The sequence below is a fragment of the Rhodococcus sp. NPDC056743 genome (assembly GCF_042790355.1).
GTDB lineage: Bacteria > Actinomycetota > Actinomycetes > Mycobacteriales > Mycobacteriaceae > Rhodococcus_F.
Genome location: NZ_JBHTZI010000009.1, coordinates 169690 through 184691, shown reverse-complemented (window position 1 = coordinate 184691; position 15002 = coordinate 169690). Strand labels below are relative to the sequence as shown.

The following is a 15002-nucleotide window of genomic DNA, read 5'->3' as shown; positions in this document are numbered from 1 at the left end:
ATCAACTTTGTCCGAAAACCGTATTCGGTCGAGGCCGTGCAGGCAGTACTGCACGTACCCGTGATGGTCGAGTGGCTCGGGACCCGACAGGCCAGCACCGATCGGTGATGTCGATGCCGCCGGTAATCAGCGAAGCGATCCCGCCATCGAACCCGGTGGAAAGTACCGCCCGACCGACGGCAGGACGGGCGGCGGTCCTCGCGGCCAACCACAGCCTCCCGGCCCCGGCTACCCCGTGCGCGACATCCATCCCGGGCAGCGTCAAGGTCGTCACCGGCGACGGATCCTCACCACGGTAAGCCCGTACGGTTGTGGGACCATGCGCAATGGGGTCTTTGCCCCAGTACCAGCGCACGTCGCCGTCGAATGCGCGCTTGCGGCGATGGTTTTCGTTGTAGTACTTATCGGCGTACTCGCTGGTGTACCCGACCTGCCGATTTTCCGCGCACAGGTAGGTGTCGCGGTCGATACGTAGCGGGGCCGGATCATGCAGAGGTATCTGCAATACCGATGAGCTGTAACGCAACTCGAACCCGGGTCGCTTTCCTCCGGCGCCGCCCACGCGCGGCACCCGTTCCCACGGATCGTGTTCGACGCCGAGATAGAGCGACGATTCGTCGAACTCGGCCGACACGATCGCCGCGGCATCCACTTCGACGCGACGCATGCCACCATCCGGCTTGGTCACCAGCAGCGCCGGTCTCCGCCGCAGCGTCCGTGGCGGAGTGTCCGGCGAGGGTGCGATGTCGTTGTGTCGGCGTGTAGTCGTCATGCACCAGGCGCCGGCGCGTCCCGCGGCGATCAGGTGGTGCCCTTCGGTGTATTCGGAACGGTCGATGCCATCGATGCCGACGTGAACCAAAGGGCCGTCGCGGTGGTTCTGTATCCATAAACCGGACTCGCCGGCAGCGATCCGTACTGGGCCGGATCCTGGTGGTGTGGGAGGAAGATCGGTCCACGCCACCAACCCAGCCAATGATTCTGTGTGCGGATCAATCAGTGCCGCAACGGGTTGACGCTCGTCGACCACCCACAGGTGAGCCGCGGTGAAGAAGACATATCGGGGGCGCAGATACCTGCGCCCGAGGTGGGCGCTCACGCGCCTTTCTGCAGAGTCATGACATGGACCGTACCAGCGAAGCAGATCGTCCACCGCGAAGACCGCCGACTGGTTCGATTTCAGGCCGATTGCGTCGCGGGCAGTATGGCTCCGGTGTTCGTCCGGTCAGGTTGACAGGTCGTACCGTTGTTAAGCATCGCGCACAGGGCGTTACTTCGGCGGCGAGCTAGGCAGCCTGCGTAGTCGGCGAGATGGCCTGCGTTGGCGAACCTGTCGATGCTAGAGATTTCCACGAGCATCGTGACCGCGGTGTCAAACTGAAACTGGAGAATGCCCAGCGTAAAGCACTCACCGGCTAGTACGCGTGTCGATCGTGTCGCCGCTACATGACACGATCGACATCGCCCCGACCAAAGTTCTGAAATCTCCGCAGTGAGCAATCCGAAAGTGAGCAACAACGATGAGTGCCGCCTCGCCCTCTGGAATGCCCTACAGCGGTCCGTTCACTAGTGTTCTCAACCTGTTCGTCGACTCCGAAATCTTCCTGTCCGTTCAAATCTATCTATCCGCGCACAAAGGCCCCAACTGGCGGCTTCAACTTGGGAAGCGTCCCGTATGACGAGGTCAATCCTCAACGAAGGAGAAACAGTATGGGGAAAGTCGGCATTCTCACCGAGAAGCCCTCGGCGGCCCGCAATTTCGCGGCTGCTTTGGGCGGTATGAGCGGCACCTTCGACGGCACGGAATACGTCATCGTGAGTGCTCGCGGTCACCTGCTGGAATTGAAGGACCCCGCGGCGATGGTGCCCGCACCTCTCTCCGAGCAGTACAAGAGCTGGGATCTGCAGCATCTGCCGTGGAATGCCGGCGACTTCCGCTGGGAGCGCGAGGTCAGACGTAAGGTTTCCGGAGGGAAGCTGGTCACCGACCCGGACGCGAAGAGTCTGCTCGACGCACTCAAAGAGACCTTGTCGACGTGCGAAACCGTATGCAACGCCGCCGATCTCGATCCGACCGGCGAAGGTTCGCTGCTGGGGTGGGAAATCGTCGAGTACCTGGGCTTGGAGGGCAAGAAGCTCGAGCGGATGGAGTTTCTCGACGAAACCCCGGCGTCGCTGCGGAAGGCTTTCACGAATCGCCGCGCAGTGACCTCGATCGAGTCTGAAGGTGACTACCGCAAGGCAGACTTCCGATCGAAGTGGGACATGCTGTCGATGCAGTTCACACGGGCGGCGACGAAAGTGTCCGGCTCAAACACCGTAGTGCGTAACGGTCGACTCAAGTCGGCAATGGTCGTGATCGTCGGCGACGGCCTCGACGCGCACAAGGGTTACGTCAAGAAAGCGTTCTACGAGAACCGTTTTCTTGACGAGAACAATGTCACCTACACCGACCCCGACATCGACCGGTTCGAGAACAAGAGCGCCGTACCCGGCGGACTCGAGTCCTCACCGGTGGTCCATGACGGGACCACCCGCAAGAAGACCGGGCCACCGAAATTGATGGACCTCGCCGGCCTCTCGTCGCTGCTGTCGAAGAAGGGCTTCGAAGCCAAGAAGGTCCTCGAGACGTATCAGAGGATGTACGAGGCACAGGTGGTGTCCTATCCGCGCACCGAGGACAAGTTCATCTCCATCGAACAGTTCAACGAACTGCTCCCGCTGGTCGACAAGATCGCCGGCGTCGTCGGAGTGAACCCGGCCGCGCTCAGTCACCGAGGACCACGCAAGAGCCACATCAAGTCCGGCGGCGCCCACGGTGCCAACCGTCCGGGCCCGAACGTGCCTCCGAGTTTGGCTGCGGTGGAACAGAAATTCGGCGAACTGGGTAAGGAAATCTACGAGCTCCTGGCGAAGAACTATTTGACTATGCTTGCCCCGGACTACGAGTACGACCAGCATCGCGGGCATGTCGAGAAGTATCCGAGCTTCGTCGGCTCGCTGAACGTCCCGGCGGTACTTGGCTGGAAGGGCGTGTTCGTCGTCGAAGACGACGATGAGGAGCAGGACGAGGCAGCAGCGGGTGCGACTGCGCTCGGGACCATCGCGAAACCGTTCGTCCACGAGGGTTTTCCGACGCGGCCACCGCACCCGACGATGGGGTGGCTGATGAAGCAGCTGGAAAAACGCAGTGTGGGTACCGGTGCCACCCGGACGAGCACGTACGCCGAGGTCACCAACAACGCCACCGGCAAGGCGTTGATGCGCGAGCAGCGCGGCAAGATCACGCTCAGTGCGGTCGGTGAACTCAACCACCGGATTCTCCCAGGCACGCACATTGGCGATCTGACGATCACCGAGAAGGTTTTCGAGCAGATGGCACAGGTCGAGGCGGGTACCGGCGTGGCTCCCGACTTCCTGTCGCTGGTGGCAGACCTGGTGCGCCATGACCTCGAGAAGATGAAGGCGAACGCGAGCAGGTTGCCGGCCGACCTGAGAGAGCGAATGGGCAAGGCCGGAGTGATCCGTGAGCCGGTCGAGAACATCACCTTGCCGCCGGCACTGCATTTCACCCACGGCGACACCGTGGTCACCACCGCGAAGAGAGGGTTCGGCGGGCACCGGTTCACCGACGCCGAGGTAGCCACACTCGTGGCTGGCGGCGTCATCGAGATCACGGCGACAAGCACCAAGACCGGCGAGCCGTACACCTGCAAGGGCAAGCTCGAAGCCGGGGTGATGGAGAAGAACGGGAAGACGTACCCGTTCGTGGGCTTCAAGCCCCAGTTCGAGGAGCGAGCTCCAAGAACGGACCTGGTCAGCGGAGTGTGGAAGGGCAAGAAAGTCCAGTTCAAGGGCCGCGGTTGGGGTGCCAACGAGCACTGGCCCGGCAAGGACTTCACCGAGCAGGAACTGGCAAAGCTACTGGCCGGGGAGACCATCGAATTCCAGGCCAAGGGTAAGAGCGGTAATTCGTACACAGCGAAGGGCGCATTGGCCACAAAAACTCTCAACGGCCACAAGACGTTCGGCTTCACCTTGAAGTTCGAGGACCGAAAAGCTCCCACCGGCGCGAAGAAGCGCAAGACCAGCAAGTAGCGGCAGCAGCCACCGGAAGCGGCGGCAGGTGACAGAATCTTCAAATACCATCAGAAAGCCATAGGAGACCGGCATGTTCAGCAACATCGTATGGATCGCTGTAGTCGTGTTGTCCGCAGCTGTCGGTGGTCTCGAAGTTAAACGACTGGTCGCCGGGACCAAGACGGCAGGTAGCCCGTTCATGGTCGCCTCTCCTATCTTCCTCATCATTGCGGGCATCATCGGATTTACCACCCAACCGACGCTCATCACCAACGCCATTTCCCTCGGCGCAGTCGTCCTCGGACTCATAGCGGCACTGATCGCTCAGTACCGCAACGCCCGCGAGCGGAAGCAACATTCTCGCCCGTACGGAGGAAACATGTCGTGGACGCCGAGCAGCGCGCACGAGTAGTCAATGAGGAAGACCCGCAGAAGCTCAAACTGACACTGGAGAATATCCACCGCAAGGCACTCACCGCCTAGTTGCCACCAACCTGATGGCCGGGTACACCAAGAGCGAGCTGCGCAAGCTATCGATTTTCAGGAATGCCAGTGAGTCGGGCCGGCCGCAGCCTGAACCGACCTCACGTCTATTCATCTTCGGCGCTCTGCTCGATTTCGTCGCTCCATTGCTGGTACGCAGGACTGACCAGATACACCCAGACCGATGAGACGCCGATCTGGGCCCTAACCACCAGGCCCGGAAGGTCCCAGCGCAGGCCGCGGGTCGGTTCGATCCACCAATCCGTGGGCCGCTGCCCCAGCAGTTCGAACATCCGCTGCACGAGTGCATCGAAAACTTCATCCAGCTCAGGCTCCAAGTCGCTCCGACCGAGAACCACATCACTGGCACGGAAGGAGATCATATCGATCGCTCGCGACAATTCGGTTGTCGATATGTCCGCGACGCCCACCATCACATCGGGGCGATTGACTTCGAGATCGGTCACGGCTGCTGGCACCTGCTCATCGAGGCCGCTGAACTGCCAGCCGACCTGACCGCAGAACGGCGGCAGGTCATGGACGGTCCACGTCCAGTCGAACCCGGCGGCCGCGCGCACCGCCTGGGCAGCGCGTTCGATATCTGCTCGCATCTTTTACAGCTCTTTCTCGTAGTCAGAGTTGGTGGTTCGGTAGTGGCCGTCACGGCGGTCGTAGCCTCCCACATCACGACGGGGCCAAGTACTCACAGGTAAGTCATGCCGCGGATCTCGCGGATAATCCAACCGAGGTGCCGCGCCGCGTGTCATTTTCAGAAGACGACTGCACGGTGTCCTGCGATTTCGGTCTTGCGTGCAGTTGTCTTCTGACATTCTGTGTTCAGAAGTGCAGTGCACCCGGCAGGGGTAAGGGTTGACCAGGGTATTTCGAAGAGACGGTGCGATAACGGAAATTATCGTCACCGACCGCGCACAAACCTCGAGTGAGCCAGGAAAAGGGACTCCGGCACCGAATGCCAGTGGGTATGGAGGGATGAATTATGTGACCAGGCCTCGTGTATCGGACACCAGGTAACGTCCCTGAGGTGGCTACAGATCCGGCAAGGTCGTGGTGGGAGCGTTACAACGACGGGATTGGTGAATCGATATGGTGAGGGCTCTCGCCTGAAAGGAGTTAGTTGTGGCTGCTCGTAAAAGAGACCGTATTGCCAATATGGTTAAAGAGGAATTGACCGATGCAATGGTGCGCGCGGGGTACGTGCCGTCTCATTCCCTAGCAAAGAGTAATGAGGGTGCATTTTGGTTCAAGAGTGATGCTGCTGGCATTCCGCATACCATCGCTGCCGTGCGAGCAGATATTAGCTATTCGAGGGACGGTGCCGCGAGGTGCACGGGAACTGCATGCCTGATGTCTCCGACGGTAGGTGATATACGACGGTCAATGCCATCGGACGCGCTGCTGAAAGGCGACGGGCCGGACAGCTCCTCCCTTGAGTACGTTGACGATCGGTTTTTCAACGAACTGCCGGGTCTGGAGTTGGCGGGGAAGGCACCATGGGTGATTACTGAAGCGGACGTGCCGATTGCCGTGCAGTGGTTTGAGAATCGCGTATCCGGGGCGGTTGTGACATGGTTCGACGATCGCAACTCGATTGAGAAGTTGATCCGGGTGGCGGAGGAGCCGATCCCGGGAATCTCGCCCGACCGGATCAACCCCCGTGTTCTACGGGCGACAATTGTCTTGTGCATCGTCAATGGCTACTTCACTGAGGCAGCAGGATTGATGACGGCGCACCTTCAACGCGATCACGTGCAGCCGAATGTTGATTCATTCGATCGTGCTGCCGCGTTCGATAAAGCTCTGGCAGAGAGGTTTCCGGAGTATCGGAGTGCCCGAGGCCGCTGACCTTGCCATATCCCGGACGGCGGGATATCCGCTGTGGGTGTCCTCTGGACCGGTGGCCATGAGCTGAATCACTTCTCGGTGTGGCGATTCCGCCGGGCACTATGAGTTCTCTGGGGAGAATGCAAACAGGATTGAAGGGCTCTTCCGGATCCGAAGTGCATGAGGCCGGGCCGCGCGGTGACCAGTACTGTTTCCGCACCGGATGCGATCTCGCCGACCTCGATCGCTAGTCCTCGTCCTCGTACGCCGGTTCGGGCTCATCCACCCATGCCTGATATCCCGGACTCGTCAGACGCAGGTGGATCGCGCTGGGGCTCATACTGAGTATGACGACCACTTTGGGCAGGTCCCACCGGAGAGCTGCCGTTGGTCCGGGTTCGGCGCTCGTGGCTGTCCCCAGGAGTGCAGTAAGTGCCACATCGAGGTTCGTGAACCCTTCGTCCAGCAGCGGGCGCACCACTGTCATGGGCGTAGCGTCATCTGCCAGGTCCGTGACGAAGATCGAGATCCAATTCATTCTGTGTTGCCGCCCGAACATGTGCGCCTCCGGCCGGCTGACATGAAGGTTCGTCCGTATCGAGCCGCCACCTTGCCTGAGTTCGACGAGCTCCCATCCAGCTTGTGCGCAGAAGGGTTCCAGGTCGTCGACGGCCCAGGTCCAGTCGAATTCTGTAGCGAGGCGGGCGATCCGGGTGGCGCCTTCGATGTCGACGTGCATGTGTGGATGCTACTTCCTTCTTGATTTTCGATTCTGGCGGTATCTCTAATGCATGAGTCGATTCGTTCCGTTGCTTCTGCTGACAACCCTGTTAATTGCCGGATGCACGAAAGAAATCGATGGAACCGCAGCGGAGGCAGCCGTTGAAGCGCAGACCCCAAAACTTCAATTACCGATTCCGTAACTGAGACTTTCCGCCTACCCGGGTTCGCATCAATTCTTCCGGGGCTGTACGAAGATTTGGCGGGTGCCTTCCTAGATGACGGTGCGACTTTGTGATATCTACGGTGAATCGATATGGTGAGGGCTCTCGCCTGAAAGGATTAGGTTGTGGCTTCTCGTAAAAGAGACCGTATTGCCAATATGGTTAAAGAGGAATTGACCGATGCAATGGTGCGCGCGGGATACATTCCGTCTGATCCCCTAGCCGAGAGGAATGAGGATGCCTTTTGGTTCACGGGTGATGCTGCCGGCATTCCGTATACTATCGCTGCAGTACAGGCACTTATCGGCGATTCGAGGGACGGTGCCGTGAGGTGCACGGGAACTGCATTCCTGATATCTCCGACGGTAGGTGACATACTACGGTCAATGTCATCGGAAGCACTGCTGAAAAACCGTGGGCCAGACAGCTCCTCCCTTGAGCGCGTTGACGAGCGGTTTTTCAACGAACTGCCGGGTCTGGAGTCGGTGGGGATGGCGCCATGGGTGATTACTGAAGCGGACGTGCCGATTGCCGCGCAGTGGTTCGAACGTCGCGTATCCGGGGCGGTCGCGACATGGTTTGACGATCGCAACTCGCTTGAGAAGTTGATTCGGGTGGCGGAGGAGCCGATCCCGGGAATCTCGCCCGACCGGATTTACCCCGATGTTTTACGGGCGACAATTGTCTTGTGCATCGTCAATGGCTACTTCGCTGAGGCAGCAGGGTTGATGACGGCGCACCTTGAACGCGATCACGTGCAGCCGAATATTGATTCATTCGAGCGTGCTGCCGCGTTCGATAAAGCTCTGGCAGACAGGTTTCCGGAATATCGGAGTGCCCGAGGCCGGTCACGCGGATCCGGCATCTCCTCGAGTGCGGCGCGCAGACCCGGCATCGCCGAATCGTCGGCGGCGACCTGGCCCCACCGGGTCAACTGATCAAGGCACGGTTCGGTCAGGGACACTGTCCCGCGGCGAACAAGTGCGCCGCCTCACCCGCCCTGCCAGCCTCGGCGAACGACAGTCAATGATTCGGCTTTGATTAGGTCCTTGGCCGAGCCTGTGGGAACGAAACCCAGCAGGTAGCCATCTCCACCGAGTTCGAGTTCGACCAGGAGTACGCCGTGCTTGCGGCTCTGCTCTCCAGCCAAGCCGAGAAACCGTTCGATGGCCTCGTCCCCATCGTCGTCATCCTCGTGTTCTTCCCACCAGTCCCACGACATGGACGACGGGTGGAACTTCAAGGATTCCAATGCTTCTCGGGCCATCTCCGGATCGTCAGACCAGTCGATGTACTCCATGACCTCAGCGTCCCGTAGACCTCGGGTCAGCTCCGCCAATGCCCATCTGTCATCCACCGCCGCCCGGACCGCCTCAGTGAGCGACGGCCTCTCCGGTACCAACTGCTCAGCGATCGCGATCAAGCTGCAACGGTCCATACGTTTCCCCTTCGACATGCCTTCGGATGACATGCTTATCACGAGCAATCTGCGCGATCGTGAAGGCCCCGAATCGCGACGCACTAATCTGCCGCATACCGCGCTGACCGAACCGGCCAGAGCCGGATGTCAAGCTGTGCCCCGTGAGTCGTCTTCCGCCATTCCGTGTTCAAAAGTGCTGTGCACCAACCGTCTAACTGACGTTGCGGTACAGGGTCGATCGGGCAACTCCGAGCGTGTCCGCGATGGTGGTCATCGAGACGCCGGCACCTTTCATCTTGCGGGCGATTGCCTTCTGCTTCTCATCAAGTACCGGCGGTCGACCACCTACGTCCTTGCTTCTTCGCGGCTTCCAAACCTGCAAATGTCCTCTCCCTCAGAAGATTCCGTTCGAATTCGGCGAGAGCACCAAAAATGGTGAAGATCAGCCGGCCACCGGAGGTGGTGGTGTTGATCTCTTCGGTGAGGGAAGTAAACCCGACGCCGATCGATTCGAGGTGAGCCACCGTTTCCAACAAGTGAGGAAGGCTTCGACCGAGCCGGTCCAGGCGCCACACGGCCAGCGTGTCGCCCGGTCGAAGGTGTTCGATGACTGCGGCCAGTTCTGGGCGATCGTCTTTCGAGCCGGATGCGACGTCGGTCCATATCTTGTAACAACTCGCGGCCGTCAGAGCGTCCGTCTGCAGAGTTGGGTTTTGATCGGCGGTCGATACCCTCGCGTACCCCTGTGACTCTCGGAATTATTTGGCACGTTTTTCCGCGAATTATTTGGCACGGTGAGGCCCCGCCGGGCGGGTTGGCGGTCGACGGTCTGCTGGCACCGAGCCTTTCGGCTCAGCTAGCCGCGAGCGCTTCGATCAATGAATCGTAGGTTCCCTCTGCGTTGGAACTGTCTGCGTAGAGAACGAAGTAGCATCCACACATGCACGTCGACATCGAAGGCGCCACCCGGATCGCCCGCCTCGCCGCAGAATTTGACTGGACCTGGGCCGTCGACGACCTGGAACCCTTCTGCGCACAAGCCGGATGGGAGCTCGTCGAACTCAGGCAAGGTGGCGGCTCGATACGGACGAACCTTCATGTCAGCCGGCCGGAGGCGCACATGTTCGGGCGGCAACACAGAATGAATTGGATCTCGATCTTCGTCACGGACGTGGCAGATGACGCTACGCCCATGACAGTGGTGCGTCCGCTGCTGGTCGAAGGGTTCACGAACCTCGATGTGGCACTTACTGCACTCCTGGGGACAGCCACGAGCGCCGAACCCGAACCAAAGGCAGCTCTCAGATGGGATCTGCCGAAAGCGGTCATCACACTGAACCGGGGTGTCAGTGCGATCGACCTGCGTCTGAAGAGTCCGGGATATCAGGCATGGGCGGATGAGCCCGAACCGGAGGACGAGGACTAGCGATCGAGGTCGGCGAGATCGCATCCGGTGCGGGTGTCAGTTTCAGAAGTGCTGTGCGCCAAGCATCTAACTGGTCTTGCGGTTCACAGCTGTCAATGGTTCTTCTGAACAGATCCCCAGATGGGCGCTCAAATAGCAGCCACTTCGTTCTCCGTGAGATGTCGATACAGAGTGACACGGCCTATTCCGAGTGCCTTCGCGATCTCCGTCTTGGGTGTGCCAATCCCGATCATCTGACTAATGATGCGAGCTTTCGCTGGGTCAATTCGCTTGGGCTGCCCGCCGATACGACCACGAGCGCGAGCCGGTGCCAAACCTGCTGCCGTGCGCTCCTGGATGAGCGTGCGCTCGAATTGAGCTAGGGCGCCGAAGATTTGGAAGGACTGGCTCGACGAGTTCGACGACCACTCGGAGACCCGAGGAGATCGAGAACTTCCTGTGGCGATCAGTCTTCGCCGTCCTCGTCCTCTTCGTCGTCCCATTCATCTTCGGGTTCGTCGGTCCACGCTTGGCGTTTGGGGCTGACGAGGCGCATGGTGACAGCCCCGAGCCCCGCCGAGAGGACGATCACCACATTCGGCAGATCCCAACGAAGTTCCTTGACAATACCGGCGGTAACAGGGGTTCCATCCCCGAACTCCGCGGCCATCGGCACGCTCAACTCACCCAGTAGCTTCGCCATCACCTCCGGAATATCGGTGTCTGGATCGGCTACGTCGGTCACCCACAACCGTATGATTTGGAGGGGTCCCCAAGTCAGGGACGCGTTGCCGCTGCGACGGTTGATGTCGAGGTTCGTGGCGAGGGTGGCTGCGGTGTCAGAGAAGCGCTCTGCTTGCCAGCCGGCGTTGGCGCAGAAACGTTCGAGGTCTTCGGAATCCCATGTCCAGTCAAAATGGGCTGCCAGGCGCGCGATCCGGACCGCGCCTTCGATATCAGCGTGCATGATCAGGAATCTACCCTTCGATCGGTATGGCTACAGGTGGGCCGCGGCTGTCAGTTTCAGAAGACAACTGCACGGCGACCTACGATTTCAGTGCCCCGTGCAGTCGTCTTACGCCATTCCGTGTTCAAAAGTGCTGTGCACCAACCGTCTAACTGACGTTGCGGTACAGGGTCGATCGGGCAACTCCGAGCGTGTCCGCTATGGCGGTCATCGAGACGCCGGCACCTTTCATCTTGCGGGCGATTGCCTTCTGCTTCTCATCAAGCACAGGTGGTCGACCACCGGTACGTCCTAGCTTTCTCGCCGCCTCCAAACCTGCAAATGTCCTCTCCTTCAATAGGTTCCGATCAAACTCGGCCAAAGCACCAAAAATGGTGAAGATCAGCCGGCCACCGGAGGTGGTGGTGTTGATCTCTTCGGTGAGGGAAGTAAACCCGACGCCGATCGATTCGAGGTGAGCCACCGTTTCCAACAAGTGAGGAAGGCTTCGACCGAGCCGGTCCAGGCGCCACACGGCCAGCGTGTCGCCCGGTCGAAGGTGTTCGATGACCGCGGCCAGTTCCGGGCGATCGTCTTTCGAGCCGGATGCGACGTCGGTCCATATCTTGTAACAACCCGCGGCCGTCAGAGCGTCCGTCTGCAGAGTTGGGTTTTGATCGGCGGTCGATACCCTCGCGTACCCCAAAAGTGTGCTCACAAGGGCACAGTGTTGCAGAACTCAACGACAGTAAGTATTGAGAGACAGTGGGTTTTCGGACGGGTTTTGCGACAGTCAACGATTCGATAACGAAAGGTCACTCGAACTCGCCGATATGGGTCCGGCAGTGTCCGAGAAACGAACTTGGTCTCAACAGGTCAAGATCGATTCCGAGAACAGACCGATCCCCCCTTTAAAAGTCTCCGTTATATAGCCTGCGTTCATGAGCGTGGAAGAGAACTGGCTGAGGCTTAGCGACTGGTGCCAGCGCGAAGCCCCGATAACTGCTGCGGCGATCGACCCACCCGCGGGCAAAAGTGCCGTGGACGAGATCGAACGATTGACCGGCATAAAGTGGCCGACCGAGCTTCGGACGTGGTTCGGTCTCCAGAATGGGAACCCGGACGGAAGACACTCCGCCCTGATATTTCCGGACTTCCAACCACTGTCGTTGGATCGCGTCGCATCTGTATGGGCATCGATGACGGAAACGTGGGCGGAAACGACAGCGGCAGTCGGCGGCCTCAGTTTGCTCGACGAACCTGCAGGGGAAGTCTCTGAAACTTACTTGTCCGCGTACATCCCGATCGCCTTCAACATTCGAGGCGACCTCTTATTCGTCGCCGCGGTTCGGAGCCTGGTTTTCCGAACTATTTATAGCGTGGCTCAAATGTAACCCAGCAGTGCGAATCCGCAGCTTCGAGCAGTGCGTCGCTTCCTTCTTCGGAAAGAAGACTCAAGTCGATTCACTATCGAACGATGCGATACCGGCTTTCGTAGTCAATACAGACGGAAGAATCGAACTCAATGACTACGTTCGGTCGTACCGCGACGGAGGTGCAACAACACAATATTCGGTGCTGAATGACAATCTCTCCACCGTCGAAAATGATCCTGCCTTCCAGTATTTCCTCGAATTGGGGGGCACCGTCCTTCGGAGTGTTCCCCATGCCCAGTCGTCCAGCTATGTGGAGGAGGATTTGTACCAGGACGGATGTCGCGAGAATCCAGAATGCCTGAACTCCGATCGGTGCTGTGTTACGACCAGTATCTGTTCTTCAAAACCGTGAACCATGCGGTTCCGCCACTGATCGATCACTGGCGACGCACAACAATGAGCTGATCACACAATGTACGACCGCCTTCGACCCCGTACGGACGACGACGGCTGTGGCGCAGCAGAATCGGGTTTGCGAGTTGGTATGCGGTTCTCTTGTTTGTTATCGGTCTCGCAATTGCGGCGTTCAGCGTTGTCGTCGAGAGGAGCGAAGGCGCAGGGAAAGCGGGGAATGTTCTGTTGGCAGGCGGTTCGATCGCTGCGGTCGGACTCGTCTGGGCGTTCTGGTGACTGCGTAGCCCTCAGTCGAGGCCGTAGTCACGTTCGGTCAAGCGCTCAGTGCCGGCATCCTGGGCAGGTTCTGGTTTGTCCTGGGCACCTGAGGAATTGGTGTTGAGGTGATCGCGAATCGTTCGCGGGTGAGCGCGGGACACAGTCGACAACGCTCGGGCGATGTCGACGGTGTAGTCCTCGGTGGCCGGCGCCTGCTGGGACTGGAGCCAGCTCCGCGCGCGAGAGACGGCGAGATCGCGGTTGTCGCGATAGCCGCTCGACCAGTCGATCCCGGCGTTGTCGATCCGATCGAGAACCTCGGCAGGGTCGATGATGTTGTCGCGGATCAACGCTCCGACGAACTCGTGGTCTTTCTCCCGACCGGCAATCAGTTTCGAGACACACAGGTCGATCGGGTGCAGGCACAGTCCGGTGCGCCCATAGTTTTGGTCGTCGCCAGTTCCGGTGGCAGCGAAGGTGACAAGCCTGTTTTCCCAGCCTCGGGGAAGTACCACGGTTTCGCGGTGGATCCCCTCGACGTAAATACCGTGGAGAGCGTGAAACGGTGAGTCCTCCCCTACCCAGACGTTGAGCGCGATCACCTTCTCCGTGACATCGGCGCCGGTCGTCAAGGCACTGGCCGGAGTGATGTCGACTTCCATCGACCGTGTAGCTTCTTCCGGCAGTGAGTCTTCGTCGTAGCTTCCGAATACTGATTTCAGACCCGAAGATCACTACCTGCGATTCCTTCACCCATCCGCACGCAGCGATAACGGCTTTTTCGAGGTCGCTTCGGTTCACTCGCGAGTTCCCTGGAAGAGAAGGTCGAGCACCCGCCGGCGTTCGCTCTCGCTCAACAAGACCGACAGGGGCGACATGTTTCGCATCTCGCGGTCGGTCTCGGTATCGGAGACGCTGATCTTGCGAACGGTGTCAATGTCGTTGTCCGCGATAATGCGTTCCCACTGGTCCAGGCACTTGCGCAGCATGGTCCCGTGCACGTGCTCACGGTTGGTCTGCAATCTGGCGCGCACCTTGTCGGTGTTGATCGAAAGGTGTTCGCGGTCGATCTTGCCGAGGACCGCTTCGTGTACGAGTTTCTTCCGAACGACTTTCGACGGGACTGCGGACATCTGCGACTCCCCCATCTTCGACATACCAGCGTTGACCAGCTAAGTTGTTCGATCAGTGTATCTGTTTCACGGCCTCGGTCACGGTCATCGGAACGCTCTCGGTCAGATTCTGCCCGATCCGCCCCACTCACCACGTAATACATACAGAGGTCTATTCGTAGAATGCGATAGCGGAATGCTGATCGGATACGCACGCTACGCCTCGTCCATGGCCGACGACGAACAATGCCAGCGCGCTGTACTCGTCGCACTCGGCGTCGACGCCGACTTCATCCATATCGACCACGGTCTGACCGGGACAGATCGGCCCAGACCTGCACTGACAGCGGCACTGTCCGCTCTCTCGGCTCGGGATACCCTCGTCGTCACGACGCTCGAACGACTGGCCAGGTCGGTCACCGACCTCAGCGAAATCGCCACGGACCTCGCAAAACGGGACGTGCTGTTGATGTTCGCCGGCACAGTCCACGACCCGAAGGACCCCATCGGAGCAACCGTGTTCGACATGCTCTCCCAAACCTTCAGTACGTTCGAGACCGGACTGATCCATCTGCGCACGATGGAAGGAAACGCTCGCCGCAAAGCCACCGGCGGCTTCGCTGGCCGCACACCGCTTCTCGACGCACAGCAGCAAGCAAAACTTTTCGACCTGCACTCGGCGTGAGCATTCCATTGCGGAGCAGGCAACAATGTTCAATCTC

At 59.6% G+C, this 15002-nt stretch carries 15 protein-coding genes and 2 pseudogenes; 7 read left to right on the top strand and 10 right to left on the bottom strand.

The genetic code is table 11. The features are described 5' to 3' along the window. Nucleotide 1 precedes the first annotated feature (1 nt). A complete protein-coding gene (locus tag ACFRFQ_RS21615) occupies nucleotides 2-1099 on the bottom strand; it encodes a hypothetical protein (RefSeq protein WP_378662031.1) in 1098 nt (365 codons plus the stop codon). A 611-nt stretch (nucleotides 1100-1710) separates the two neighbouring features. On the opposite strand from ACFRFQ_RS21615, the gene ACFRFQ_RS21610 reads away from it, so the two are divergent. Both ACFRFQ_RS21610 and ACFRFQ_RS21605 read left to right on the top strand, forming a co-directional pair. Continuing rightward, nucleotides 1711-4098, top strand: coding sequence for a DNA topoisomerase (locus ACFRFQ_RS21610; protein WP_378662029.1), 2388 nt, complete (start codon nucleotides 1711-1713; stop codon nucleotides 4096-4098). A gap of 73 nt (nucleotides 4099-4171) precedes the next feature. Beyond that, a complete protein-coding gene (locus ACFRFQ_RS21605) occupies nucleotides 4172-4492 on the top strand; it encodes a hypothetical protein (protein WP_378662027.1) in 321 nt (106 codons plus the stop codon). A gap of 178 nt (nucleotides 4493-4670) precedes the next feature. On the opposite strand, the gene ACFRFQ_RS21600 is transcribed toward ACFRFQ_RS21605, so the two are convergent. Then, a complete protein-coding gene (locus ACFRFQ_RS21600) occupies nucleotides 4671-5174 on the bottom strand; it encodes a DUF6301 family protein (protein ID WP_378662024.1) in 504 nt (167 codons plus the stop codon). A 526-nt stretch (nucleotides 5175-5700) separates the two neighbouring features. On the opposite strand from ACFRFQ_RS21600, the gene ACFRFQ_RS21595 reads away from it, so the two are divergent. Continuing rightward, nucleotides 5701-6426, top strand: a complete 726-nt coding sequence (locus ACFRFQ_RS21595; protein WP_378662021.1) for a hypothetical protein — start codon at nucleotides 5701-5703, stop codon at nucleotides 6424-6426. Nucleotides 6427-6652: 226 nt separating this feature from the next. On the opposite strand, the gene ACFRFQ_RS21590 is transcribed toward ACFRFQ_RS21595, so the two are convergent. Then, nucleotides 6653-7144 (bottom strand): DUF6301 family protein, encoded by a 492-nt coding sequence (locus ACFRFQ_RS21590; protein ID WP_378662018.1) that lies wholly within the window; start codon nucleotides 7142-7144, stop codon nucleotides 6653-6655. Between the two features lie 591 nt (nucleotides 7145-7735). On the opposite strand from ACFRFQ_RS21590, the gene ACFRFQ_RS21585 reads away from it, so the two are divergent. Continuing rightward, on the top strand, nucleotides 7736-8287 hold the full coding sequence (locus tag ACFRFQ_RS21585) for a hypothetical protein (protein ID WP_378662015.1): 552 nt from the start codon (nucleotides 7736-7738) through the stop codon (nucleotides 8285-8287). A 53-nt stretch (nucleotides 8288-8340) separates the two neighbouring features. On the opposite strand, the gene ACFRFQ_RS21580 is transcribed toward ACFRFQ_RS21585, so the two are convergent. Both ACFRFQ_RS21580 and ACFRFQ_RS21575 read right to left on the bottom strand, forming a co-directional pair. Further along, nucleotides 8341-8787: a hypothetical protein gene (locus tag ACFRFQ_RS21580; RefSeq protein WP_378662013.1), complete on the bottom strand. Its 447-nt coding sequence runs from the start codon at nucleotides 8785-8787 to the stop codon at nucleotides 8341-8343. A 193-nt stretch (nucleotides 8788-8980) separates the two neighbouring features. Beyond that, nucleotides 8981-9473, bottom strand: a pseudogene (locus tag ACFRFQ_RS21575) (recombinase family protein). A gap of 236 nt (nucleotides 9474-9709) precedes the next feature. Between ACFRFQ_RS21575 and ACFRFQ_RS21570 the strand changes: the two are divergent. Beyond that, nucleotides 9710-10195, top strand: coding sequence for a DUF6301 family protein (locus ACFRFQ_RS21570; protein WP_378662010.1), 486 nt, complete (start codon nucleotides 9710-9712; stop codon nucleotides 10193-10195). A 128-nt stretch (nucleotides 10196-10323) separates the two neighbouring features. Here ACFRFQ_RS21570 and ACFRFQ_RS21565 read toward each other — a convergent pair. The 3 genes and pseudogenes from ACFRFQ_RS21565 to ACFRFQ_RS21555 all read right to left on the bottom strand — a co-directional run. After that, nucleotides 10324-10575, bottom strand: a pseudogene (locus ACFRFQ_RS21565) (helix-turn-helix domain-containing protein); the annotation flags it as partial. Nucleotides 10576-10640: 65 nt separating this feature from the next. Then, nucleotides 10641-11141 carry a DUF6301 family protein gene (locus ACFRFQ_RS21560; protein ID WP_378662007.1) on the bottom strand — a complete coding sequence of 167 codons (501 nt, stop codon included), beginning with the start codon at nucleotides 11139-11141 and terminating at the stop codon, nucleotides 10641-10643. 148 nt (nucleotides 11142-11289) lie between these two features. Next, nucleotides 11290-11838: a recombinase family protein gene (locus ACFRFQ_RS21555; RefSeq protein ID WP_378662004.1), complete on the bottom strand. Its 549-nt coding sequence runs from the start codon at nucleotides 11836-11838 to the stop codon at nucleotides 11290-11292. 223 nt (nucleotides 11839-12061) lie between these two features. Here ACFRFQ_RS21555 and ACFRFQ_RS21550 point away from each other — a divergent pair, with 223 nt between their 5' ends. After that, entirely contained in the window at nucleotides 12062-12514 is a 453-nt protein-coding gene (locus ACFRFQ_RS21550) for a hypothetical protein (RefSeq protein ID WP_378662002.1), read from the top strand. A 683-nt stretch (nucleotides 12515-13197) separates the two neighbouring features. Here ACFRFQ_RS21550 and ACFRFQ_RS21545 read toward each other — a convergent pair. After that, the gene (locus tag ACFRFQ_RS21545; protein WP_378662000.1) at nucleotides 13198-13830 is read right to left on the bottom strand and encodes a hypothetical protein; all 633 of its coding nucleotides are present in this window, start codon (nucleotides 13828-13830) and stop codon (nucleotides 13198-13200) included. 135 nt (nucleotides 13831-13965) lie between these two features. Continuing rightward, nucleotides 13966-14301: a hypothetical protein gene (locus tag ACFRFQ_RS21540; protein ID WP_378661998.1), complete on the bottom strand. Its 336-nt coding sequence runs from the start codon at nucleotides 14299-14301 to the stop codon at nucleotides 13966-13968. A 175-nt stretch (nucleotides 14302-14476) separates the two neighbouring features. On the opposite strand from ACFRFQ_RS21540, the gene ACFRFQ_RS21535 reads away from it, so the two are divergent. Further along, entirely contained in the window at nucleotides 14477-14965 is a 489-nt protein-coding gene (locus ACFRFQ_RS21535) for a recombinase family protein (protein WP_378661996.1), read from the top strand. The last annotated feature ends 37 nt before the right edge of the window (nucleotides 14966-15002 follow it).